This window comes from Bacillus sp. hwrm1 (assembly GCF_040207805.1).
Lineage (GTDB): Bacteria > Bacillota > Bacilli > Bacillales > Bacillaceae > Bacillus > Bacillus velezensis.
Map to the genome: position 1 here is coordinate 3,658,130 of NZ_CP157943.1, position 23,712 is coordinate 3,681,841.

At 44.7% G+C, this 23,712-nt stretch carries 22 protein-coding genes, 2 pseudogenes and 1 riboswitch; of the genes and pseudogenes, 8 read left to right on the top strand and 16 right to left on the bottom strand.

The window, feature by feature from the left end; all coding sequences use genetic code 11:
• Nucleotides 1-83: 83 nt before the first annotated feature.
• Nucleotides 84-890 carry an EcsC family protein gene (locus tag ABK447_RS18410; RefSeq protein WP_033575054.1) on the bottom strand — a complete coding sequence of 269 codons (807 nt, stop codon included), beginning with the start codon at nt 888-890 and terminating at the stop codon, nt 84-86.
• Between the two features lie 166 nt (nt 891-1,056).
• On the opposite strand from ABK447_RS18410, the gene ABK447_RS18415 reads away from it, so the two are divergent.
• The 3 genes and pseudogenes from ABK447_RS18415 to ABK447_RS18425 form a co-directional block, all read left to right on the top strand.
• Nucleotides 1,057-1,422 carry a multidrug efflux SMR transporter gene (locus ABK447_RS18415; protein WP_033575055.1) on the top strand — a complete coding sequence of 122 codons (366 nt, stop codon included), beginning with the start codon at nt 1,057-1,059 and terminating at the stop codon, nt 1,420-1,422.
• Nucleotides 1,419-1,826, top strand: coding sequence for a DUF5360 family protein (locus ABK447_RS18420; protein ID WP_015416856.1), 408 nt, complete (start codon nt 1,419-1,421; stop codon nt 1,824-1,826). Before ABK447_RS18415 ends, ABK447_RS18420 begins: the two co-directional genes overlap by 4 nt.
• Nucleotides 1,827-1,883: 57 nt before the next feature.
• A pseudogene (locus ABK447_RS18425) lies at nt 1,884-2,099 on the top strand (DUF2188 domain-containing protein); the annotation flags it as partial.
• A gap of 58 nt (nt 2,100-2,157) precedes the next feature.
• Here ABK447_RS18425 and ABK447_RS18430 read toward each other — a convergent pair.
• Nucleotides 2,158-2,511: a hypothetical protein gene (locus ABK447_RS18430; protein ID WP_007410203.1), complete on the bottom strand. Its 354-nt coding sequence runs from the start codon at nt 2,509-2,511 to the stop codon at nt 2,158-2,160.
• Nucleotides 2,512-3,166: 655 nt separating this feature from the next.
• Here ABK447_RS18430 and ABK447_RS18435 point away from each other — a divergent pair.
• From ABK447_RS18435 to ABK447_RS18460, 5 genes are all read left to right on the top strand, one after another.
• Nucleotides 3,167-4,444 (top strand): Nramp family divalent metal transporter, encoded by a 1,278-nt coding sequence (locus ABK447_RS18435; RefSeq protein WP_094032124.1) that lies wholly within the window; start codon nt 3,167-3,169, stop codon nt 4,442-4,444.
• Nucleotides 4,445-4,549: 105 nt separating this feature from the next.
• Nucleotides 4,550-4,816: a hypothetical protein gene (locus ABK447_RS18440; RefSeq protein WP_014416946.1), complete on the top strand. Its 267-nt coding sequence runs from the start codon at nt 4,550-4,552 to the stop codon at nt 4,814-4,816.
• A 225-nt stretch (nt 4,817-5,041) separates the two neighbouring features.
• Entirely contained in the window at nt 5,042-5,620 is a 579-nt protein-coding gene (locus ABK447_RS18445; RefSeq protein ID WP_169510081.1) for a hypothetical protein, read from the top strand.
• Between the two features lie 95 nt (nt 5,621-5,715).
• On the top strand, nt 5,716-6,273 hold the full coding sequence (locus ABK447_RS18450) for a hypothetical protein (RefSeq protein WP_094031513.1): 558 nt from the start codon (nt 5,716-5,718) through the stop codon (nt 6,271-6,273).
• Between the two features lie 380 nt (nt 6,274-6,653).
• Nucleotides 6,654-6,884, top strand: a complete 231-nt coding sequence (locus ABK447_RS18460; RefSeq protein ID WP_039062640.1) for a hypothetical protein — start codon at nt 6,654-6,656, stop codon at nt 6,882-6,884.
• 359 nt (nt 6,885-7,243) lie between these two features.
• Here ABK447_RS18460 and ABK447_RS18465 read toward each other — a convergent pair whose 3' ends face one another.
• The 14 genes and pseudogenes from ABK447_RS18465 to ABK447_RS18530 all read right to left on the bottom strand — a co-directional run bounded on the left by ABK447_RS18465 (nt 7,244) and on the right by ABK447_RS18530 (nt 23,504).
• Entirely contained in the window at nt 7,244-7,378 is a 135-nt protein-coding gene (locus ABK447_RS18465; protein WP_254922222.1) for a hypothetical protein, read from the bottom strand.
• Entirely contained in the window at nt 7,378-8,508 is a 1,131-nt protein-coding gene (locus tag ABK447_RS18470; protein WP_039062639.1) for a Rap family tetratricopeptide repeat protein, read from the bottom strand. The genes ABK447_RS18465 and ABK447_RS18470 overlap by 1 nt, the downstream gene beginning before the upstream one ends.
• Nucleotides 8,509-8,644: 136 nt before the next feature.
• Nucleotides 8,645-8,848: a DUF2651 family protein gene (locus ABK447_RS18475; protein ID WP_228767510.1), complete on the bottom strand. Its 204-nt coding sequence runs from the start codon at nt 8,846-8,848 to the stop codon at nt 8,645-8,647.
• Between the two features lie 75 nt (nt 8,849-8,923).
• Complete coding sequence (locus ABK447_RS18480) at nt 8,924-10,057, bottom strand: hypothetical protein (RefSeq protein ID WP_039062638.1); 1,134 nt, start codon at nt 10,055-10,057, stop codon at nt 8,924-8,926.
• 62 nt (nt 10,058-10,119) lie between these two features.
• Nucleotides 10,120-10,887, bottom strand: a complete 768-nt coding sequence (locus ABK447_RS18485) for a YiiX/YebB-like N1pC/P60 family cysteine hydrolase (protein ID WP_080760371.1) — start codon at nt 10,885-10,887, stop codon at nt 10,120-10,122.
• A gap of 419 nt (nt 10,888-11,306) precedes the next feature.
• Nucleotides 11,307-11,729: pseudogene (locus ABK447_RS18490) on the bottom strand (peptidoglycan-binding protein); the annotation flags it as partial.
• Nucleotides 11,730-11,969: 240 nt separating this feature from the next.
• Nucleotides 11,970-13,691 carry a pyruvate oxidase gene (locus ABK447_RS18495; RefSeq protein ID WP_094031512.1) on the bottom strand — a complete coding sequence of 574 codons (1,722 nt, stop codon included), beginning with the start codon at nt 13,689-13,691 and terminating at the stop codon, nt 11,970-11,972.
• Nucleotides 13,692-13,748: 57 nt separating this feature from the next.
• Nucleotides 13,749-14,195: an NUDIX hydrolase gene (locus ABK447_RS18500; RefSeq protein ID WP_039062635.1), complete on the bottom strand. Its 447-nt coding sequence runs from the start codon at nt 14,193-14,195 to the stop codon at nt 13,749-13,751.
• A gap of 53 nt (nt 14,196-14,248) precedes the next feature.
• Nucleotides 14,249-16,069 carry an APC family permease gene (locus ABK447_RS18505; protein ID WP_072588804.1) on the bottom strand — a complete coding sequence of 607 codons (1,821 nt, stop codon included), beginning with the start codon at nt 16,067-16,069 and terminating at the stop codon, nt 14,249-14,251.
• A 156-nt stretch (nt 16,070-16,225) separates the two neighbouring features.
• Nucleotides 16,226-16,372, bottom strand: a riboswitch (cyclic di-AMP (ydaO/yuaA leader).
• A gap of 134 nt (nt 16,373-16,506) precedes the next feature.
• A complete protein-coding gene (locus ABK447_RS18510; protein WP_094031511.1) occupies nt 16,507-18,612 on the bottom strand; it encodes a cellulose biosynthesis cyclic di-GMP-binding regulatory protein BcsB in 2,106 nt (701 codons plus the stop codon).
• Nucleotides 18,613-18,617: 5 nt separating this feature from the next.
• Entirely contained in the window at nt 18,618-19,880 is a 1,263-nt protein-coding gene (locus tag ABK447_RS18515) for a glycosyltransferase (protein ID WP_007410185.1), read from the bottom strand.
• On the bottom strand, nt 19,873-21,600 hold the full coding sequence (locus ABK447_RS18520; protein WP_020955341.1) for a DUF2334 domain-containing protein: 1,728 nt from the start codon (nt 21,598-21,600) through the stop codon (nt 19,873-19,875). Before ABK447_RS18520 ends, ABK447_RS18515 begins: the two co-directional genes overlap by 8 nt.
• Nucleotides 21,590-22,438, bottom strand: coding sequence for a diguanylate cyclase domain-containing protein (locus tag ABK447_RS18525; RefSeq protein WP_033575066.1), 849 nt, complete (start codon nt 22,436-22,438; stop codon nt 21,590-21,592). Before ABK447_RS18525 ends, ABK447_RS18520 begins: the two co-directional genes overlap by 11 nt.
• Nucleotides 22,419-23,504, bottom strand: coding sequence for a hypothetical protein (locus ABK447_RS18530; RefSeq protein ID WP_039062633.1), 1,086 nt, complete (start codon nt 23,502-23,504; stop codon nt 22,419-22,421). The genes ABK447_RS18525 and ABK447_RS18530 overlap by 20 nt, the downstream gene beginning before the upstream one ends.
• Nucleotides 23,505-23,712 lie beyond the last annotated feature (208 nt).

Below are 23,712 nucleotides of genomic sequence, written 5' to 3' on the forward strand. Positions count from 1 at the left end.
AATTGGTGTTGGTTGTTGGTTTCCCGATTTCAGAACTGCTAAACAAAGAAAACACATTGAATGTGTTTTCGGGCGGTTTTTTATCATTCTGTATCCCTCATGCGTTTTAGAATCCGGCGTTTTTTATAAAGCATGATGCCTGTTTCCGCGATGCTTTCTAAAGCTGAACGGTTGGCGGACGCGCCGAAGATGATACCTGCGGCCGGAACCATTTGCAGCAGTTTTTTCGCGGCGAACGTATCGCGATAGCTGTAAACGACTTCCCGCCAGCCTTGGATTTGCGAGGCGACGCGCTGATAGGCGCGGTCGTTTTGATCATATTGCCGTAAATCTTGCAGGATCGCTTTTTTTCCGATGACGTCACTGGATGCAAGCTGGAGCAATTTGACGATAAACACGCGTTCTTTTTTGTCTTTCGGATCAAAGCCGTAAGCAACCGCGATATCCTGCAGCGTCTTTAAGGACAGGCCGAGCATCGCCGGAATGTCTGCCGCCAGCGTGAATACGCCGCCGACTCCCGTTGCGGCTCCCTGCACCGTCGCGGCCTTTACGCTTGTACGCGCTATGGCTTCTGCGATTTCGTCCATGACGGCAAGCGGCGCAATGCGGATGTCGTGAAGCGTTCGACATGTACCGTGCGGCAGCCGTTTTTGAAACTTTTTCGTGATGCGCTTTTCAGATGTCAGGTACTGTCCGCCTGACTGAATAAACGTTCCCGTTTCATCGAGAATGAGTCCGATTTTCCTCTGAATAAATTGCGGTGTCAGCTTGTCCAAAAGCTGAAACGGCAAGCGGGTGAATGTTTGCCAGAACATCACCCTCTGCTGCGCCTTTTCCCATTTTTGAATGTCTCTCAGTTGTCTTTCCAGGTCTGTCCGCTCTTCTGTCACCCGTCCTGCACGTCCTTTCTGATTTCTTTGTTCATAGTATACCTTTATGGCGTTTTCTTTTTACACCCGGCCGGATTTTTTATCCGGAAAACATTCCATTGTTTAATTTTCTTCAAATTCTGTATATTGTATAATTTTGAATAATACGATTGAAGGAGAATGTTGAATGCAATGGATTTATTTAAGTTTAGCGATCATTTTTGAAGTATTGGGTACGGTCAGCATGAAATTATCAAATGGATTTACAAAACTTGTCCCAAGTATTTTATTATTATTGTTTTATATCGGCAGCCTTTGTTTTCTTACTTTGACTTTGAAATATATAAGTGTCTCCATCGCGTATGCGGTCTGGTCGGGGATGGGGATCGTGCTGATTTCCGTGATCGGAATTTTTTTCTTTCATGAACAGTTCTCTGTCATAAAAGCCGCCTCTGTTCTTTTGATCATCATCGGTGTTGTTTCCTTAAACTTTATTTCTGAAAGTGAAACGTCATCAAACGGCAGCAGCGTTCATACGGACAGAAACAGATGATGAAAGGGTTAAAGGTTCTCTTCCTCATTACAGATATTGGATTTATCGTTTATTGGATTGTTACTTTTTTTGAGTGGATTCCAAAAAACATGGTGTTTAAAGATTATGATAACGCCATGATCATGGCCTGGAACTGGTCATTCTTTCCCTTAGATATTTTCATTTCGATAACCGGGCTGTACAGCTTGTTTCTTTATAAACGGAAACATGCGTTATGGCGCTCTTTCGCATTAATATCACTTGTGCTGACCTTTTGTTCAGGCCTGCAAGCGATAGCCTTTTGGGTATTTATCGGTGATTTTGATCTTATGTGGTGGGCATTCAATCTGTACTTGCTTCTTTATCCTTTATATTTTATTCGGAAATTGCTGGTCTCTCGTAAAACTAGCTGTCATTCTTTTTGATAAGGCGGTTTTCTTTTTCTTCAGGCGGGAAACACTTTTCATAAAGGAGTGATAGACATGCCTTGGTCTATGAAGGATTATCCGCAATCATTGAAGAATCTCGAGGAACCTGTGAAGAAAAAAGCGATCGAAATCGCGAATGCGATGGTAGATGAGGGTTATGAAGAAGGACGGGCCATTCCCATTGCGACAAGTCAGGCGAAAGAGTGGAAAAAAAACGCTTCTAAGGAAGAAATCGATCAGCTGATGAAACACGAGGATGAAACGAAACGCGGAAATTGAATCGGAATAAAGGAAAAACCCCGCTCTCAAGAGAACGAGGTTTTTCTGATTATAAACCGTAATAATAAGATAGTGTGGTGACTGAAACGTAGCCTGTCGCTCCTGCATACGTGACTTTCAGCCATTTATTGGAATTGGTGTAGTGGCCTTGAACATATTCTCCGGTTACCCAAGAACCTGTAATTTTTTTACCGCTTGAGAATGTTGTGATTGTTGAACAGCTGACCTTAGAGCATGAGCGCATATTAGCACCGTAAATACCGACTGTGCCCCCGCTGGCTAAAATGGAAACGTCCGGTTCAGCTTTAGGTTTGAAAGCTGCTGCTGATGCAGAGCCGCCAAAAGCGAATAAAGAAACAGCAAAAATCATGGCTAAAGAAATGATCGACAAACGACGTACCAAGAAAATTCCCCCTCTTTTATCATATGGCTGGAAAGCTTTCCTGACGTTATTATACTTTTTTGCCCGGGAGACTGAAATAAGTCTAATGCTCCAACTTCTTTTCTTCGCAAGTGACCATGCCGATTCTTTTTTTGATAGATAACAGCGGTTTATTGGACTGGAATCACTGATATATCGTTGATTCAAACGTTTATTCAGAGCGGCCGGAGTTTTTCCGGAGGTCATTTGAATGGTACAGAGAGGTTTTATCTTCCAATGGAAAGAAACATTATTATTCTATTTACCCGGGAAAACGGAGGAAATACAGCGTCTTTTTCTCAAATCAGTTGGGCGGACAGAAAGTTGTGAAGTGATATAGGCAAGTGTCCTCTTTTCACCTTTTTAAAAGAACGCTCAACGCATCCGCGCATGATCCGACGCGGAAACACGCTTTGCGAACGGCATCGCTTCTTTCCCGGAACGATGTCGTTTTCATTTTCGGACCTTTCTTCGGCGGGATACATATCATAGATAAAACAGGGCATCAATGTGCCGGTTTATTGAACATAAAGAACTTGACATCTTATAATAGCGGATTTATGATGTAGATAAAATAATTTGCATCTAGGAAACTTTTTGTTATTTAGCTAAAAATCTATCGGAATTTAGGTGAGACATAATGAGCAAAGACATCTCAGCACAATCACTGCAAGCAAAAGCCGTGCAGGATGCACTTGACGGCAAAAGCAAGGGATTCAAGCGGCTTCTGCCTTTTTTAGGCCCCGCCTTTATCGCGGCGATTGCCTACATTGATCCGGGAAACTTCGCTACGAATATCTCAGCTGGTTCGAAGTATGGGTATATGCTGCTGTGGGTCATCCTCTTTTCAAACTTGATGGCTTTTTTAATTCAAGTTCTTTCCGCGAAGCTCGGCATTGCAACGGGTAAAAACCTTCCGGAAATCGCCAGAGACCGGTATCCGAAATGGGTATCAGCCGGGCTGTGGATACAGGGTGAACTGGTGATTATGGCAACTGATCTGGCAGAATTTATCGGGGCGGCGCTCGGACTCAACCTGCTGTTCGGCATACCGATGGTTGAAGCGGCCATTATCGCGGCGATCGGATCATTCGCGATTTTAGAGCTGCAGCGCCGGGGTTACCGGGCGCTGGAAGCGGGCATTGCCGGACTTCTGTTCGTCGTGGTGATCGCCTTCGCTCTGCAAACCTTCTTTGCCAAACCTGACGCCGCCTCCGTTCTCGAGGGGCTGTTTATCCCGAAAATTGACGGAATGGACAGTGTGCTTCTGGCAACCGGGATACTCGGCGCAACCGTGATGCCGCATGCCATTTACTTACATTCCGCACTGACACAGCGCCGTGTCGTCGGAAAAACGGATAGTGAGCGGAAAAAGATTTTTAGATTCGAGACGATTGACATTCTCATCGCGATGGTGATCGCCGGGGCGATTAACGCAAGCATGCTCATCGTCGCTGCCGCGCTTTTCTTCAAGAACGGGCTGTATGTAGAAGATTTAGACGTGGCTTATCAGCAATTCGGCCACTATATCGGACCGGCTTCAGCCATTCTCTTCGGGATCGGGCTGCTGGCCGCAGGGCTTTCAAGCTCTTCTGTCGGCACATTGTCAGGCGATATTATCATGCAGGGCTTCATCCGTTACCGTATCCCGCTTTATTTGCGGCGTTTCATTACCATCATTCCGCCGATGATCATCATTATCTCGGGGGTCAACGCCACAGAAGCGCTCGTATGGAGCCAGGTCGTTCTTTCATTCGGCATCTCCTTTGCGCTCGTGCCGCTGATTATGTTTACAAGCAACAAACGCCTGATGGGCGCCCTGACGAACCGAAAATGGGTGACGGCTCTCGCCTGGCTGATTGCGGTTTTGGTGATCGCGCTTAATCTGTTTGTGATCTACGATTCATTCCGTTAGAAAAAAACCGGCCATTGCGGCCGGTTTTTCTTTTGACGCCGGGTGCCGTTCGTATCTTTTTCCGGGCGTTTTTGGTATGATAGAAGAAAAATCGGAGTTTTGCTTATGTCAGTATTTATCCTTTTTTATCTGTGGATTGTGCCGATTGTCATCGGCATCTTCTGTTCTCTTTTTGCTTATCGGACAACGGGTAAGAAACGTCTGATTCCCGGCTTTTTGATGATCGCATTAAGCATCGTTTCCTTAATCACGGGGCTTTGGATCGGCGGGGTGAACTATCATGTGTTCATCGGGGGCATGTTTTTATTCGGTACGTTATTGGCCGGCTCCGCCTTCCCGTTTTTCTTCGCTCTTTCACGCAAACGAAAATAAACAGGCATGCCGCCTGTTTATTTTTATTCATTAACCCTAAATTATAAAACCGCTCCGATAATGTGATTCCGCCTCAAACAGCCTGTACATGTGTTATATAGGCTCCAGCCCATGTCCCATCTCATCGAAACTGCAGCCAAAATGAATCCCGCTAAAGAAGATTTTGAATTATAAGAAAAATACTGTATTAAAATCCTATTTACCCCAAAAATACCTATTGATAGAATGGTATCTGAGAGGGGAAAATGTTCAAAGCGGATCATATCGGTCCCGCCTAAATACATAGTCTTTCATTTCTCTCTACACTACATTTCTAAAGGAGGATTTCCCATTAGACACGCAGCTAAAGGCATTCTGTTTGCCGCATCTTTAGCCCTTGTAACTACTGCTTTTGTCCCCGCATCCTTAGCTAAAGAAAATCATAATAATACTGCCAATGCCACTGGAACGACCAAATCATTTTTTTATCAGACTGATACGCAATTTTCCTACGGACTTAAAGCACAAAGCGATGCGTCTGTGTCAAAACCAGTCAAAGATGTAATCAGAGAAGTGCTGAAAAATAAAACAAAATTATTCAATCTTGTTGAAAAATTAGCAGGAAAGAAAATAAGAAATGAACTCGAATCCGTTTTCAATGAACACATCGAACCGGTTTTAAAGAAAATGCTGAACGAGTATGTCGCCTTAAGCTGGACTGACGTGGAAAAGAATCTTTATCTTTCACTTAAAAAGTCCGGACTTTCTGACAGCCAGGCTAAAAACCTCGCTCATTTGACAACTTTAGCAATGAAAGCATTTTAAAATCATTCATAAATGATCATCAGGAAAATACGTATGAAGTAATGCAAAGTGCTGTTAGATTCACTCTAATAGCACTTTTTCATTGGAGATGTCACATGACTGTCTTTTTTACTGTTCTGCTCACTTTCTTATGCTGCCTTGTGATTTCATCTCTTATTTTTATGATTCTATTAAAAAAAGAGATCGTGGATACACCGCCAAACCGCTTAGCTCATGCAGCATTCATCTTACTTATTGGATTCTCCCTGTTCTTGGCTATAACTGTACCCAGCCTAGTTATGTATTTTGTAGCTATAACTGTAAATCATTTTTTCGGAGAATATATCATCTATGGTTCACTTTCAGACTTATACATATTTTCTGTCGTCGTCAGTATCTTAGCTTTAGTTTATATGCTTATCCTTACAGCAATTGTAAAAGGAATGACTCATGTTTTGACATTGCCTGCTTGGTCAGCCTATATCCTTGAATTCATTTTTGCATGGGCTGCTGTTTACTTCTCAATCCAATACGTTTCCAATCATATCATTGAGAACATATCTATATTTCAAGGTGGAGAAATTCTTCTTTCATTGTTCATCACTTTCTTATTTTCGGGATTGGATATCCTTTTCACTAATTTGGATAAGATCACAAAAGAGAAATTAGGCTAAGGGGGTAACAAATATGAGAATCATGACATATATATCCTATTTTTCTATTTCTTTAGTTTTGCAGGTGGTATGGCTGCTATTAATAAAAAGAACCTCTAATATATTTCTGATAGATATGATTACGGTGTCCTTCTTATTCACCCTCTTTATGTTCATCTTAGATCAAATGTTCAAAAAAAAGCGGACAAATTAGGGATTGTTTTTTAATAATCCTCGGGCTTCTCTCTCGTTTTGAAATGATTCCGGATCTAGAGATGTTACGGTGAGCCATTCATTAATGAATAACACCAGCCTCTTTAAAATACTTCTTCTTTTATATAACATCCTGACTTTTCCGTCATATATTCATACGAAAAAACTGCAATAGGGAGTAATGAAACATGATATTGTTTATTGGCAAGTTCATGTTGCTCTTTTTACTCTGTTCGCTGGCGTATTATTTGTTTAAAATTGTTTATTACAATATAGGGAAGAACATTGCGCTTAAAACCCCGAAAGGGACAAAGACAAACCGGACGGCACTTGTGTTTGTCAAAAATGGAACTACACTGAATGAGGGAGATTACTTTATGATCGCTGTTGTGACCGCTCTCTGGCTGTTCTTGAGATGAATTGCACTGGTCCTTCATAAGTTTTTTGATCAGCCATCGCTCGCCAGCTGCCGATTTTCACAATCATCGTTTTCGTTTAGGACGGCTATATGCAAGCAAGCCGCTCAACAAACAAAGGAGCTGTCGAGATCTTCTCGATAGCTCTTTTGTTTGTCCTTGAATGATTGAAGATAGGCTTAAAAATGGACGGCGTCTTTCTCATGCATGCATCGTTCAAGAAAACACTTCACAGCAAAACGGAAAGGTGAACGCAATACAAGTAACGGTTAAGAACCTTATGAGGCAGCGTATGTTGATTACTGGATAAGAAAAAGAAATCCCCCAGTCTTAAAAGGTGGAGGTCAAAAATTGGAGAACACTTAAATATTTATAGCTTTTTCAGCGATATAAAAAGTTCCAGAGTCACTCATTTCAGCAGTATAAACATTTGTCACACTTAATAATCCAGTAAAAAGAATACCGATTAAAGCGGAGCTGATTATAAGTTTCTTCATTATATAGCCTCCGTAACCTTAAGTATTTGTGTTTGGGCATGTATGGTTTTCTTTAAAAAGTTTCTTCCCTCTACATAGTTTCTCTTCTCAAAATGAAAGTCACCTAATTTTTCGGTTAGCTCTGCGAAATCAGACCAAAGGCGTTTCTTTTCCAAGTAACCTAAGCTTTGTTTCACTTCTGTTTCATTATATTCTTCGTATAATGAATTAATGATTTTTAATTTAGCTAAATATTCTTCTTCATTAGAAGTCCGAGCACGATTTAGAGCCGTTTCATAAAAGAAACGTGCTTCCTTGGCTTTATCACATTGGTACAGGACATTCGCCATCATATATAATGATCTCACTCCATACACTGTATCAATATGTTCTTTCACGTCTATTGCCTTTTTGAAATTCTCTTCAGCAGCAATCAAATTTTTCCCTCTTAAATAAACTAAGCCTAAGTTATGAAAGATCACTCCGATAATTCTTTTCACTTTTTCCTCATCCAAGCCACGGGCGATACTTAATGCTTCCCGATAATATGATTCTGCCTCCGTCAGCCTGTACATATCGTACATGTTAGCACCGACCATCATATTACAGCCAATCACTTTCACTTTGTATAGTTGACTTTTTTCAAACAATTGCTTGGCTTTTTTTAAATGATTGAGGGAAACAAAGTGCTGATCAATTTGATAATAGGCATCAGCTATTTTGTAATGAAATTCAGCTTGCTCCATTTCATCTGATACAGCATTCAACTCTCTCTCTGCTTTGCGATAATAGCTTATCGCTTCAACATACTCTTTATGATCAAATTCATACATTCCACGAAAAAACAATGAGTAATATTTCAAGAGGCCTGTAAGTCTTTTTTGTGGTTTTTCTATTTTTTCAAGCAGTTCGTCGACTGTAGGGCGATCTCTATATCTGTCTTCCGGCTCCAAGGAATCTAACATCAATTGGTGACGAAAGCACATCAATGAATAAAAGACAAGCAAATCCTGATCCTCTTCCATCTCCTCTATTTCCTGTTCTACTTCAGCCTTTAAAATCTCAGCATCAGGCACACTGAACTGGCGAATCATTTTGTACCATTCATTGATCTTGACACCAACTTGGGACGACGGTAAAACTTGGTCCACACTTATCCCTCCCTCTAATCACTATTTTTGTAATATTATAACTTTTCCTACAATAAACACAAACGAAAAAATCCCGCAATTTTCGTCGCGGGATTTTTGGGATTATGGTTTTGATGTACACTCTTGATTATTCCATTTAATATTTTCGCTTTGTAAAATTCATTATAGTCTTAGTGATTGAACCGGAGATAAGGCAGGCTCCCGTCATGATAAACACCCAAATTAAAAATGTTGGCTCTGCCCCTATCACAACAAACATAAATATCAATGACAGGATCAATACGACGACAACCATAGTCCATACTTTTTTAAAGATGAAATACCCTATTATCCCCAGCATAAAAGAAGCTGCCGGAAGAATAATGAGTATGATATATGCAGGGCTCAAAAACGGGCTAATATAAACACCTCCTACTTATTTTAAAATTTCGAACCGGGCAATTTCCCACTCTTTTTTTGCTTTTAGCGGGATTGTTTTTACCTTTTTGCCTGATTTCAAATCATAAGACGTGATATCTCCAAGCTTGTTATCACGCTGGATATCAAAGTTTTTGAGTAAAACATACATCTCTCTGTCATTGAATTGAACATCATTCATTAATTTGTTATCATCCCCAGCATAAAAATCAAAAGATTTTTTCTTAACCATTTTTTTATCAAACACCTGCAGCTTCCCCTCAAAAGAAACAGCTAAGATGCTATCTTTTAATATTTTCAATTTTGCAGGATGAAACCCTTTCTCCATCTCGACTTCTTTTTTTACCTTAAGAGTCTCTCTGTCTATTAATATGAGCTTAGAATTCTCTTTCTCATTCACGTTATCATTAACTGCCAGTACAAATGTATTTTCATCTAGAGCTTGGAATGCATCCTTTTCATCCATGAAGTATATCCCTTTATTCGGTATGGATGCCTTGTTCTCTTGCTTATTTGTCTCTGGGTTAATTGAAAGGATGGACATACTTTCTTCATCACTTGAAATGACATAAATTTTATTTTTAGCGACGATTGCTGATCCAAGTTCTCCGTCAAGCTTTATTTGTTTCTTGTTTTTTCGGCTGTTTCCCTTCCAATATACCAGTTCACTTTCCAGCCCTTTGTCTTTATATCCAACGTTAATGTCATGGATGATATAACCGTCAGAACTATTTATAAAGAAAGCACCTTCATCCTCAGTTGTTTTTGACAAACTCTTTTCATTTATTTTGTTTATTTTTCCGGTTTTATTGTCTATCATCAAGTGATTATTGCTTCTATTTGATGAGAAGAACGTATTATTTTTGTTATGTGAAGACATCGTGAAATTTATACCATCTTTCAATTCCAAGCTATCCATTTTAATACCATCTTCACCGTAAACCCCAATCTCACTTCCCCTATCTAAAGTGTTAGAAAAACCAACAATAAATTTTGCATTGTCAATATCCTTTAATACAGTCTTTTGATTGCTGCTTCTTTCCTCTTTTTCATTCCCAGTTGGGATGAGACCGCAAGAGGTTGTGACTATCAGTATGCAAATGAAAATTAACAGGGTCTTAAGTCTATTCATATTTTCCTCCCTTTGAAATGACAAAACAACCGGTGCAGCACCGATTGTTTTTGTCAATTTGTTTAACCCTTGTGATAAAAGATTGTTGTGTTATTGGATTTTACAAGCTCCATTGGTGTTACAACGGTGTCCCATTTGACATTGTCAATATCAATACCTTGGTTTTTCCAAGAACGCCAAGCTAATTGAGAACAATAAAATTTAGCAGTTGTCTTTTTATTTAAAAAGTTGAAATTATATTTCTTTTTATTATCTGCTTGCTTTTCCGCATATTTTGCAGCGTTTATATACTTATTGTTATTTGATCCTTTAACCCATAGACCATAAACTTTCTTTTTACTTCCCCAGTTATTATTATATCTGCGAACTCCATCTTGGTTTATAGGGCTCCAGCTTTTCGCCCATGCTTCAACTGTTTTTGATTTGTTAGTTGAAACAATCGCAGCATGTCCTACACCAATAGACCAACTTCCAGAATTAATTTCATAGCTTGTAAGAACATCACCTTTTGTACCTAACGCTTTTGCTGCAATTTGGTTCTTGGGCTGATATTCAGGCTCCTTGTATTTAGGAAGAACTTCATCAATTTGACCAGAGGCTTTCAATTCTTTGATTTCTTTTTGGGAATCCTTATACAAGTCTTCTGCATGTTCTTGTACATACGCATACTCTTCTTTACTCATTTCATAGAATTTCTGTACTTCCTCACTTGTCATGCCGGCATCTTTCATTTCCTGTATTTCCGTTTGGACTTTTTCATTAGTAAGTTGCGGAAACCCTTCAGCATGTGCACTTTTCCCAAATCCCAATCCTAAACCAGAAATCAACATAGTTGTAGAGAACATGGTGGTAAGTAAAAATTTACTCTTTTTCACGTCAGTATCCTCCTATTGAATATTTTTCCTTCTTTCCTAAGATATAGGATATAAATAAGGTTGTAAACACCTTTTTTGAATTATTTAGGATATTTTAATCATTTCTATCTAGTGCATAATGACACAAAATCGGGATATGCAGTGCCAACTGAACTATAGGATTTGGGCTTTGCACAATGTTTATCAGGCAATGTGTTGTTTCACTATTTCTTCGTAAGGTTATCCTTCAAATTTTATACAAATTTACAAGTATTTGAAATACTTTTTTCCAACAAACACATTCTACCATTGATGCGAACCACAATTCTATATACTTCTTTATTTTTATGAAATATATAGAATTGTGGTACAGCCCTATTAAAGGGCTGTTTCATTTATTTCAGAAGAGACAACATTTTTGCTTTCGTTTTCGGTCCGTAAATTCCATCAGCAGTTAACCCGTACATAGATTGGAATCGTTTGACTGCGTTTGCTGTTTTCGGACCGTAATAGCCATCTATTCCGTTGTTCTTTGCTCCTTTGTCCGGATAGTAATAAAGAGCCGCCAAAGCTGTCTGGATCTGTTTCACGGCCGTTCCCTTAGTTAAGGGGCTTGTCACTTTAAAAACGCCTGATGGCAGCGTGTAAGATGATTTTTTGCCTTTTGTTGGAGAGCTGGCCGAGTCCGTCTGCTTTAATACTTGGCCGACTTTGATAAAATTCGGGTCCTTGATACTGTTCAACCTTTGCAGGGTCGCCATGCTCACGCCAGTTTCCTGTGCAATGACAGAAAGAGCATCGCCTTTCTTGACGGTGTACGTCGCCCCGCCTGTCTTGGTTTCTGTTTTTGCTGATAAGGGCTGGGCGATGCTGATGTGCGAACCACGTTTGTTATGAACTGTCCTGGTCCTTCATAAGTTTTTTGATCAGCCATCGCTCGCCAGCTGTGGCTTTTCACAATCTCCGTTTTCGTTTAGGACGGCTATATGCAAGCAAGCCGCCCAACAAAAAAATAAACAGGCATGCTGCCTGTTTATTTTTTTATAACCACCTGCTTCTTAAAACAGCCGTTTTAAGCTTTTCTTGAGTGACGGCATTTCGATTTTTTGGTTTTCAAAGAAGTTTTTCAGCATGTATTTGCTGAAGCCCTTCGCTTGGCCGTAAGTGATTTTTCCCGGAAGCGGCGGCTCGTCGCCGATGACGGCGTCGATGACGACCGGCTCATTTGAGTTAAGCGCTTCATGAAAAGCAGGAGCCAATTCCTCGTGTTTCGTCACTTTGATGCCTTTTGCCCCACAGCTTTCTGCAAAAGCGGCGTAATCCATATTTTGCAGCTGGGTGACGTAGTCAATGTTGCCTTTGACCCGCTGTTCATATTCAATCATGCCTAAATTTTCGTTGTTTAAAACGACAACCGTAATCGGCAGTTTGTATTTAACAGCCGTCGGCAGATCCTGCATTACCATTGAAAATCCGCCGTCTCCGCAAATGGCGATGGACTGCCGCTCAGGTTCGGCAAGGCTTGCGGCAATCGCTCCCGGAAGCCCGCACCCCATCGTGGCGAGCCAGCTGGAGACGATAAAGTCCTGCTTCTTCATTTTAAAATGGCGGGCCATCCACACCGTAACCGTTCCGACATCCACTGACAGGACGGCGTCCTCTGCGGCCGCATCCTGAAGCCGGGCAATGACCTGCTGCGGCTTGAGCAGATGAGTCGCTTCGGTTTCATCCTTTTCGATTTCCTTCCACCAATGCTTCATGTGCTCGGTGCAGGCGTCCAAAAATCTTCTGTCTTCTTTATATTCAATGTATTCCGTCAGCTCTTTCAGCCCCAGAGCCGCATCACTGACGATTCCCGCATTGACGGGATAGCGCTTGCCGATTTTCGCCGGATCCGAATCAAGCTGAATGGCGGGCGTATCATCCGGGAGATAATCCCTGTATGGGAACGATGTGCCGAGCATGATCAGCAGATCGCATTCCTCCATTGCTTCGTAGGCGGGCTTTGTGCCGATTTGCCCGAGATTCCCGAGAAAGTGGGGATGGCTGTCAGGCACGACGCCTTTTGCCGGAAGGGTAATGACAATCGGAGCGGCCGCTTTATCGGCGAATGCGAGCAGCTCCTCTTTTGCTGATTTTAACCCTTGGCCGGCGAGAATGACCGGTTTTTTTGCGTTGTTAATATATTGCGCACATGTCACGAGATGTTCTTTTTTCGGCTCTATATCAGCTTTGAGGTATATCGGCGATGTGTAAACCGGCTCCCGTTTGATTTTTTGCGCGAATAAATCATCAGAAACAGTTAAAACGGCAACGCCTTTTTTGCTGTAAGCCGTGCGGATCGCCTGATTCAGAAGATCGGGCAGCGCTTCTGCCGTATGTACTTGCTGGTTGAATACCGCCACGTCCTCAAACATTTGCTCTAATTTGATTTCCTGAAAGCTGTCACGGCCGATTTCATCGGAAGCCACCTGTCCCGCAATCGCCAGCACCGGAACGCCGTCCGCTTTGGCGTCGTATAAACCGTTCAGCAGATGAACGGCCCCCGGTCCTGCGATTGAAAGGCAGACACCGATCTGCCCGGTCAGTTTTGCCTCAGCCGCGGCTGCCAGGGCTGCGACTTCTTCGTGCCGGGTTTGTATGAATGTCAGGTTATTTCGTTCATGTCTCAGTTCTTCGATAAATTCATTAATGCTGTCTCCGGGAATGCCGTATATATGACCGACTCCCCATTGTTCAAGCAGCTCCGTCATTACGTGTCCTGCTGTTTTACTTGGCATACTGCATCCTCCTTTTACCTGTATTCATCCCCTTTTTCATACAGGTTGAAACACGAGCTATACTCTCAGCTTTTTTCTTAGCAGATCAAGGATGGATAACAGATTTCGGTCTTTAAGGACTGCCTTTTGATTTGCCGCCCCATTGAGTCCGTCTTTTATTTGCCGTTTTCTGTTCGGCACCATGAACAGCGGCAGCCGGTTTGGGGAAAACCAGCGTAAAGCGGCGGTTTCCGATCCGTTCATCAGCGGTGTTCCTCCGGTAATGGCTCCGATGAAAACGTGCTGTGTATCTTCAAATGCCGGCCTTTCATACTCACCGGATTTTTGCAGGATGGTCACGTTATACCCGGTTTCTTCGAAGGCCTCTCTGACGGCTGCGGCTTCAGGTGTTTCACCTTCTTCAATCCTGCCCCCGGGCAAATCCCATAGTGGAACGTCTTTTCGTTTTACGAGCAATATGTCCCGCCCGTCATTTTGTATGATGACAAAAGCGCCTTGTGCCATGTCGTCCTCCTTTACAAAAAAGACCGCGGCATTTTAGCCTGCGGTCTTTGCCGTTACTTTTTAAAATGATACGGCAGGGTGGCGACGATTATGTCCTTCTTCCAAAACAGCCGGACGCGGAGCAAGAAGGCTGATTGGTTGTGAAGGATGGTCTGCCAGCGTTTTTTCGTGATGAATTGCGGAAACAGCACCATCACGGAGAACTGTTCTTTTTTCGCTTTCTGTTCGACCGTTTCTAAAAACTTATCAAACGGATGAACCAGACTGCGGTATGAGGAATGCAGGGTGACGAGGCGGACGCCGTTATGAAGTTCTTCCCAGCGCTTTTCTACCTTTTTTTCGTTTTCTCTGTCAAAGGAAACATGAACCGCAATGACCTGATCTGATAATGATTTCGCATACTGAATCGATTTTTGGACGACGGTGGTGACACCGGCGACAGGCACGATGACGACGGTTCCCCTGATTTCCTCAGGCTGCTGATCAACGACCCGCAGCTGTTCACTGACCGCGGTGTAGTGATTTTTAATGACGAAAAACAGCATCACGACAGCAGGCATGAATAACAGCACCGGCCAGACAAGATTGAACTTCGTCGCGAATAAAATGCACAGCACCATAAATGAAATGGCGGCGCCGCATGAGTTAATCAGCATTTTTACCGCCCAGCCCTTCGGCTTCTGCCTGATCCACTTGATGCACATTCCCGTCTGCGACAGCGTAAACGGAATGAACACGCCGACGGCATAAAGCGGAATTAAATGTTCCGTGCGGCCGCCGAATAAAAGAATGAGCAGGATGGACGCGATACCGAGAAAGATGATGCCGTTTGAAAAGCCTAACCGGTCGCCGCGGACCGTAAACATTCTCGGCATATACTGATCGCGCGCTAAATTAAACGCCAGCTGCGGAAATGCGGAAAAGCCCGTATTCGCCGCAAGCACGAGAATCAATGATGTAACGCCTTGAATGAAATAATACACCGTATGGCGGCCGAAGGTTTCCGCGGCGATTTGTGAAATAACGGTCTCGTTAGGCTTCGGACCCGTGCCGTAGCCGTACGCCAGCACCGTAATCCCCGTAAATAAGATCGCCAGCAGAATCCCCATCATGGCCAAAGTGCGGGCCGCGTTTTTTGCCGGAGGATTTTTAAAGGCCGGGATCGCGTTTGAAATGGCTTCAACACCGGTCAGTGCCGAACAGCCCGAAGAAAAGGCCTTCAGCAATAAAAACAGCGTGATGCCCGCCACAGGTGTGCCGATCGGCGTGTGTTCGGCCGGATGAACCTGGCCCGTCATGAGCTTAAACAGCCCGACGACGATCAAAAGGACAAGCGCCGCCACAAACAGATAGACGGGATACGCCAAAATGGACGCCGACTCTGACAGTCCTCTCAAATTTAAAATCATAATCAGAATCACAAGCAAAACAGCAATGAGCAAATGATGCGGGTGCAAAGCCGGAAATGCCGATGTAATCGCGTCAGTTCCGGCAGAAATGCTTACCGCCACCGTCAGAATATAATCAACAAGCAATGAGCCGCCCGCAATCAGGCCCGGCTTCTCACCAAGGTTTTCTTTTGACACCATATAAGCGCCCCCGCCTTGCGGATAAGCGTAAATAATCTGTCTGTAGGACAGAATCAAAGCAAGCAGCAAAATGAGAACACCCGCTGCGATCGGAATGGAATACCAAAACGCGGCCGCGCTTACCGCAGCCAAAATGATCAGAATCTGTTCCGTTCCGTAAGCAACTGATGACAGCGCGTCTGAAGAAAGCATGGCGAGCGCCTTGAGTTTCGTGAGTTTCTGCTCTCCGGCAGCCTGTGATTTCAGCGGTTTCCCAATCAAAAATCTTTTGATTGAATGGTACATTTGTTGTCTTCCCCTTTTTTTCATTTTCCGTTTGATTTACAAACCCTTACTGCTATGATGTCTCCGAATGCTGATTGCATGCCATATTTCAGCACAGCAAAAAGACACAGAGGCAAACGGATGCCCCTGCGCCATAATCGTGCACAGGTTTCATTCATCTCCTCTCATGAACGCTTACGAGGTTAGCTGTCGGATTCGGGCTGATGAGAGTTGGCCCTACCTGAAAAAGGATTCACCCCAAGCGGCATTACGCGCCGCAAATTGGTTCCCCCGCTCTGATTACAGATTAAGCGATATAGATTATAAAAGAGATCATACTCCCGTCCCGTTCAGTTGTAAAGGGGCTTTTATGCTGTTTCAAAAATAAAAAAATCACCGCCAAAAATGGAAATAAAAATACAAAAAAAGAGGCCTGTTAACGGCCTCTTTTTCCATCATTACTCTTCGCTTTTTTCATGATCCGCTTTTCTTTTTTTCCTTCTTGCCGTCAGCCAGATCAGACCGGCCGCAATGATCATAAGCGCCGCGAAAACAGCAATATACGTAACGTTCAGTGCTGCGGACCGGCTCTTCGTATCAGCCGCCGGACTGCTGTCATCGGACTTGATTTGCTGATGATTCGAAAACAGCTGCCGGCCGGCCGTTTCGTTAATGACGGTTGCGGCATCGCTTGTGCTGTCTAAAAAGCTGATCAGCTCTTTTGTGACAGACGCGCCGCTTCCTGATAACGGAGCAAAAACAGCGATGCTCCGGCCGGAGTCCCAAGGTGATTCCTGGGTAAACGCGACTTGTTTCGTCGTCTCATTAAGCATCTGAAACGAAGAAACATCGTACGCGCCGCTGCGGTCTGACGGCACGAGAAGCTTAGAGGCGTTTGATTTCAAAAGCGGAATTTGCGGCAGGCCTCCGATAAACACAACATTCCGGCCTTTGGCATCCGTTTCCTTCATGTCTGATGCCGTCTTTACGGTAAAGCCGTTTCCGAATGAATCCGCCACCAGAGAAAGTTCTTTCAGTGTCTGTATGTTTACGTCATCCGGGATGACGATCACTGTTTTCTCTTTCACGCCGCCCGCAAACGGGAGCGGCCATTGCCCGAAATCAGCTTTCTGCGCCGCATCGCTTACCGGATACGTCAGCGTGCTGCTTTTATCAATATAGACCCATTTGTTTTCGTCACGGTCGATACACGGATTGTTATGTTTCAAACCTGATGTGACAAATTGCAGATCAATGTACCTGCTGCTTCGCAAAAGCTTCGGATCAATCGGGATGGAGACGTGGTAAAAGCCGTCTTTATCTTTATTGCCGAGATCATCAAGACGCACCGCATTCGGCTGTCCGTTGACCATGACGTTAAGTTCCGCTCTCTCAGCGTCATCATCTGAATCCGCCTTCGTCCGGATCGATTCCGACGTTTTTAATGTAAGTGAAAGCTTGACCTTACCGTCTTTATCAACAGCGGCCGCCGCAGGGTAAAAGAAGTGCTCTGACGCCGTTTTGTTTGATCCGACCGTTACATTTCCCGCGCCGAAGTCCTCTAGTGTCAGTTTATTGCCTGTCTTTTCCGCAGCGGGCTGAAGGCGGCCGATTGTCAAAGTATCTCCGCCCAGCTGGCTTGAATAAGCGCTGTCTGTGATGACGCGGATTTTATCCGCCAGCGTTTTGTCTGATTGCGCCGTGACAAACAGGACGGGCTGCCGTTTGTTCCCTGATGTCAGAACCCGTTCAGCGAGAAGAAGTTTGTTGTCTTCCGCTTTGATGTTCCCCCGTTCGAAAAGTTCTTTTATTTTCCCGTTCCAATGCTGATCAGCGCCGATGACAATTGACGGATTGCTGATTTTGCCGGCGTCGGATTCTTTTACATAGGATACCTTCAGCCTGCTGTCTGCCGTTTTCAGAAATGCTTCTGTTTTGACTGCGGCTTCAGCTTCCGCCGAGGTCGGTTTGTCAGGAAGGACAATATCGGTTTCTTCACCCGTATTGCCTGATTGGGCAAACGGATAAGGGAAATGCCCGAGATCCGCTCCCTTTGACTTGCTTGCTGCTGAAAGCACAAGGCGGCTGTCCGGATAAATTTTTATCCAGTTGCCTGACGTATCCTGCCTGACGCAGACGCCCTCTTTTAATACGCCGTAAAATCGTAATGATACATTGTGATAGCCTTGGGCGGATTGGCTTTCGCTGAGATTGAGCTTCACCGTTTTCCGCTTGGAACTGCCGTCAAGCTTTATGGATTTGACGGGTTCATCATCAATGGCGATGGTTAAAGAAGACGGGGCAATTAATAAGTTTGACGCCTCGTAATCAATCAGAAGCGACTGATCGGCATTCGAAGCTCCCGCAGGAATCTGATAGGTCAGCTCTGCGCTGTCTTTCGCCCCGTACAGTGTCATCAGATCGCCAGTCAGCGCCTGCTGCTCTTTTGCGCCGGCGCTTGTTCCGAGGGCGGAACCGTCCGTTTTCAGTTCCCGGGCCGCGGCCGCCTGCCCGTTATACATCAATAGCAAAAGGCCAGTTATCAATATGATCGCTTTTTTCAAAAAGGTCACCCGCTTTTATTTTGATTGTATCGCTCCGTTTTATACCACTTGACTTCCTGCTTGAACAAGCGGTGCTTGATCTCTGTGAATAATGACCAGATGACGAGCACGATCCAAGCCTGGGAGTATGTAAAGTACATCAGAAATACGATAAAGAAGTTTTGTTTGTTCATTTCTGTTTTTTCAATGCTTAAAGTAATCATGACCTCAGTCATAAACAGGAAAAAGGCCAGTATCCACAAAATCATCGCCAAAAACCCGACAGCCAGATGCAGGTCGTAAAAAAGATTGATGATAAAAATCGTGTTTGACATGATCACACCGAAGAAAAACAAAAAATACGTAAAAAAGAAATAAAACAGATCGAAGATGATCCGCTTGCGTTTCAGCTTAAAAAATTGGGATAAAAACTTGAGAACCACGTATTGGTTGCCGCGCGCCCATCTTGTCCGCTGACGCCACCACACCTTCCATGTCTCAGGCTCCTGCTCCCATGTCACAGCCGCCGGGAAAAAGCGGATATGATAGCCGAGATTATACACGCGGATGGTCAGCTCGGTATCCTCCGCCAGCGCCTTATCATCCCAGCCGCCGAGCCGTTCGATAATGCTCCGCCTGATCGCGAAGTTCGTTCCCGGGATGGTGGCGATTTTGAACCATTTCCATCTGCCGCCCTGCGCCATCCACTGAAAGCAGATGGTTTCAATATTGATAAACTTCGTCAGGATCGTTTTGGCCGCGTTGATGACACGGAATTTCCCGACAACCGCTCCCGCTTTCTCATCATTCATCAGACCGAGAACCAGGTAGTACACCGCCATTTTTTCCGGCGTGTTGTCCGCATCATACACGCAGATCACGTCTCCGTTCGATTCCGCGAACCCTGAGTTCAGCGCCGAAGATTTTCCTTTTCCGGCGTTCGGGGGCTTTGTAATGACCATTTTAATGAAGTCATACTGACGGGAAAATTCATTGACGATGTCTCCCGTCCGGTCGGAGGAGTTATCATTAACGACGATGATCTCAAGCCTGTCTTTCGGATAATACAGATTCACCATCGCCTTCAGCGTCTGCCTGATGACGACCTCTTCGTTATGCGCGGGAATGAGCACGCTGACCTTCGGGAGCTCCCCCATCTTTGCGCGCCATTTCGGAATGTTCCGTTCGAAGGTCATATAATGCCTGAATCCGCCCTGCATCAGAAACATGTGATAGAGAAGCATCACCCATATTAAACTTAATGAGATAAAAAACAGAATGTTACTCAAGGCTTCTTCTCTCCTTAAAGATTCGTTTTTTTAATGTGGCGCGCAAATAAAGAACGTAGCAGGCGAACATGATGATAAACAATAACACCACGCCGGAGAGAATCCAAAGCGCTTTTTCCAGAGGCGTCTGCTGATGGTGATTGAAAAAGGCCGTTATCGGATGAATCTTGTTTTCCACATGAATGGTCCCGTCTCCGTCCGTTTTGATCCTGACGCTGTCCGACGTTACCGTTTGCTTCGTTTTCTTCAGATCGAGCCACTCGCCGCCGGGAATCCGCTCCATCTGATTGACGAGCTCGGGGAGGTATTTCATGCCGAGATACGGATGGTAGAAACCGCCCGCCGTTCCGCCGCCGAAATCAATCATCTGCGAAATATGATTCTCCATATCTCCGAGCGGATTTTCCTTTGAGTTATCGGCATAACCGATTGTTTCAGGGTACAGCGTCATCCCGTCAAGCATAGCCGGCTTTGAGACGAACGGAGGGGCGCCCGAGGTTTTCCACGTCGTGCCGCTGAGCTGCACTTGTCCGAAAATGCTGGAGAAATAAGAAGATGCGATTTTGTAGCCTTCTTCAGACATCGTATAGTGCGGCGCTTCGAATGACAGCGGGTAAAGGCCGAGCTCTGTCAGATCGTCAATCGCCTGCTCCAGCTTCGTTCTCGTGTAGATTTTTTCTTTTTCACGGAAAGGCTTCACATACGCCCGGTACGCTTTTTCATTCGGAAAATCCTGTTCCTTTTCAAGCTTGACCGGAGTATCATCCGCATTTTCTGACGTAATCGGCTGATCCGCTTTGGCATCCCAAAATTCAAAGCCTTCTCCCGTTTCGCTGTATCGGTATGCGTGCGTGTAGCCGTGAATAATGATGCTGCCGCCCATTTGCTGAAGTTTTTTCAGGACGCTGACCATTTTCGGCTTGTCCGCCAAGTATACTTTTTCTCCGTTTTCCGGATTGAGATAGACCGGAATGACCGCCAGAATAAACGGAATGTGTCTTTTATGCAGGTAAGCGCCCGCTTCGTAAAGCAATGTTTCATCTGACATCGGACTGATGTCTTCAAGCCGTAAATAAAGGAGGGTGCCGCCCGCTGATTCTCCGAATGCGTTGCGCAGCGCTTTCGCCGTCAGAAACGAATCATTTAACAGGCTCGTCACACCGAAATAATAGTCAGAGCGCGCCGTTTTCCACATAAAAGGGCGGGTGCTGCCGTCACCGGACCGGTATGTATAAAGGGACTTTCCTTTTACTCCCGATACGCCGAGCACGGACATCCCTTTTTCAAGCGGCATGTCTGTTTTTTCTTCTTTGCCGTAAATACGGTATACCGTTTCTTTCTCTGTCAGGGACAAACCCGCAAATTGGCGGAACTGTCCGGCGTTATAGCCGATGCTGATAAGCTGCTGCGGCATACTGCTGATCAGAGACACAAATGATGTGCTGAGCTTTTTTTTCGTGACGCCGTAATAGATGACGCGCCGATTCTTTTTGAGGTCCGCGGCTGTGATGTCTCCGTCGCTTTTCACGGTGACGGCGGATGAGAAATGGCCCGCGGTCAGATCAAGCATTTTGACCTCAGCGGTTTCTTTGCCGTCCGTGCTTGTATAAATAATGAGAATGCCGTCCTTTTTGTCTTTTGCTTCCGCCGTAAGGGGAACATAAACCGCCGAAATCATGAAGAGCGCCGAGAGTAAGAGACGTATCCATTTAGAGTTCATTCATCATCATCTCGTTTTCCAGTTCATTTAAAAATTGCTCAGCCGTTTGTAAATCCTTTCGGTACGCCAAGTAACATACACGGAAGGTGATGGAGACGTATTTACCGTTTTGCAGCCGGTACGTATCCAATTCCTTTTTCAGCTTCGCCAGAACGGCCGGCATGTTTTCTTCAGGCGTATGGGTCAGCACGATGCCGAACCGTTCGGCGGACGGCCTGAATTTTTTGTCTGTTTCCCGAACGCTTGACCGGATTTGGCGGCTGATAAATGCCAGCAGGCGGTCGGTCTCTTTTTCTCCGTAGAGGGATTTGAATTCCTTGAAATAATGCATGTGCAGCAGCAAAAAGACGAAGGAATTGCCGTAGCGTTCCGCCCGCTTGATCTCCTCGGAAAGCTCCAGCTTCATCCGCAGATGGTTGTCAAAGCCGGTCACCCTGTCGACGGCGACAAAGCTCGTAATCTCTTCACGCAGCTGTTTCACTGAGCGCTCAAGCCCCTTCGCCAACTCGTGAATCCTTCCCGCTATGTAAGAAAAGACGAGCAGCGCAATCCCCCAAATGACCAGCACCTGCAGACTTTCGGCACCGGCAGACGCCATAAAGCTCCCGGTCTGAAACCACAGGAGCAGGCTGCCGAGAACAAATAAGACGAGTAAGGTGATGACGAGCGCGTAGATTGCCCCGAACCATATGCCGGCTCCCGCAACAAGCAATGTGATGCAGGTTATCAGAAGCCCTGCGGATTGCTGAGACGCATAGTAAATAAAAAAAGACAGCAGCACCAGCATAACTGCTGTGTAGCTGCACAGTTTTTGTGATTCATTGAATGATATTTTCATTAAACAATTTCCTTTCAGCCAGAAGCGGCAGCAGGTTATCGAAAGAATGTGTATCGCCCCCGCTCATATAGCCGCCGTAATCAGGTTTCAGCGTGTCCAGTGTTTCAAATGAAGTCATTCTTTCATAAAGCGGCTTGATGACAGCCGGATCAGCTTTTTGTTCTGCTAAAAAAAGAACGGCCAGGGCGTAAACGGACGGTGATTCGTATTGAACCGCCGGCTCCTTCGTGTCTGCGCTGTATCGTCCGTACAGCTGTCCGCGCGACTTAAATTCCTTTATAATCCATTTCGACAGCACAGCGGCTTTGCCATCGCCCCGCTTCAGATTCACGGCGGCATACAGCTGGTCGATGACATTGACTTCGCTGTCATATTTGTATTCCTTAGTTTCGGTATTGAACGATTTCGGCAGAAAACCATTTTTCAGGGGCGCAAGATTGAGAACATCGAGGTTCCGGTTTTCCGTTTTCTCATCGATAATCCCCTTTTCTCTGAGCATCTGTAAGGCGCCGGGATCGACATAGGACAACGTCACGGTCTTTGACGCGGCATTTGAAGCGGCATCATAATAATCCGTAAAATACCCGTCATTCGTATTGTATTTTTCCAGCGCCTTCCCGATCTGCACCGCTGTTTTCCCGTATTCACTGTTTCCCCACAGGGTTCCGGCCTCATTCAGACAGTTCATGATTCTGAAATCGTCAATTAAGGCATTGGTGCCGCTCGCTTTATTCCCGTCAATCTTCCACGACACGAGCCCGTTTTTCGTCAGAAACGAATCGGTGAGAAGCTGATATTGCGCTTGAAACTGCCGTTCATCTTTCCTGTTCAGCAAAAATGCCATCCATAGTCCGAGAGACTCTGATAAATATTCCGGCTCACCGGTTATGTTCGTCCGGATCATCCCCCGCCCGTTCATCAATTTATGATAAATAAAATGCTCTGCGGGCTGAAGCGGCCCGGACGGTTCGGCTGCCGCCTGTTTTTCAGTGCCGGCCTCCGCGCACCCCGCCGTCAGAACGATCGAAATCAAAAGGATCATCAGGCGAAAAACGAATTGCTTCACAGCCCATCCTCCTATTTTATAAATCCTTTTTTAGACCCATATCTTATTTTTTCACAAAGTATTTTTACTATATAGGAAACGATAAAAGAATACTAGCATTTTTTCACATTGGGAAATTTTAAATGGGAGCGCCGTCTGCTCACCTTTTCCCTCTTCGTCTGGATCGTATTCCCATTACAGTTAAAAACACAACAAAAGGCAGCATTTC

Bases quoted from the DNA above. Each gene is read 5' to 3' on its own strand.
- ABK447_RS18415 (WP_033575055.1), top strand. From the start codon at position 1,057: ATGCAATGGATTTATTTAAGTTTAGCGATCATTTTTGAAGTATTGGGT.
- ABK447_RS18420 (WP_015416856.1), top strand. From the start codon at position 1,419: ATGATGAAAGGGTTAAAGGTTCTCTTCCTCATTACAGATATTGGATTT.
- ABK447_RS18440 (WP_014416946.1), top strand. From the start codon at position 4,550: ATGTCAGTATTTATCCTTTTTTATCTGTGGATTGTGCCGATTGTCATC.
- ABK447_RS18445 (WP_169510081.1), top strand. From the start codon at position 5,042: ATGGTATCTGAGAGGGGAAAATGTTCAAAGCGGATCATATCGGTCCCG.
- ABK447_RS18450 (WP_094031513.1), top strand. From the start codon at position 5,716: ATGACTGTCTTTTTTACTGTTCTGCTCACTTTCTTATGCTGCCTTGTG.
- ABK447_RS18460 (WP_039062640.1), top strand. From the start codon at position 6,654: ATGATATTGTTTATTGGCAAGTTCATGTTGCTCTTTTTACTCTGTTCG.
- ABK447_RS18465 (WP_254922222.1), bottom strand. From the start codon at position 7,378: ATGAAGAAACTTATAATCAGCTCCGCTTTAATCGGTATTCTTTTTACT.
- ABK447_RS18475 (WP_228767510.1), bottom strand. From the start codon at position 8,848: ATGCTGGGGATAATAGGGTATTTCATCTTTAAAAAAGTATGGACTATG.
- ABK447_RS18480 (WP_039062638.1), bottom strand. From the start codon at position 10,057: ATGAATAGACTTAAGACCCTGTTAATTTTCATTTGCATACTGATAGTC.
- ABK447_RS18485 (WP_080760371.1), bottom strand. From the start codon at position 10,887: ATGTTGATTTCTGGTTTAGGATTGGGATTTGGGAAAAGTGCACATGCT.
- ABK447_RS18495 (WP_094031512.1), bottom strand. From the start codon at position 13,691: ATGCCAAGTAAAACAGCAGGACACGTAATGACGGAGCTGCTTGAACAA.
- ABK447_RS18500 (WP_039062635.1), bottom strand. From the start codon at position 14,195: ATGGCACAAGGCGCTTTTGTCATCATACAAAATGACGGGCGGGACATA.
- ABK447_RS18505 (WP_072588804.1), bottom strand. From the start codon at position 16,069: ATGTACCATTCAATCAAAAGATTTTTGATTGGGAAACCGCTGAAATCA.
- ABK447_RS18520 (WP_020955341.1), bottom strand. From the start codon at position 21,600: ATGAACTCTAAATGGATACGTCTCTTACTCTCGGCGCTCTTCATGATT.
- ABK447_RS18525 (WP_033575066.1), bottom strand. From the start codon at position 22,438: ATGAAAATATCATTCAATGAATCACAAAAACTGTGCAGCTACACAGCA.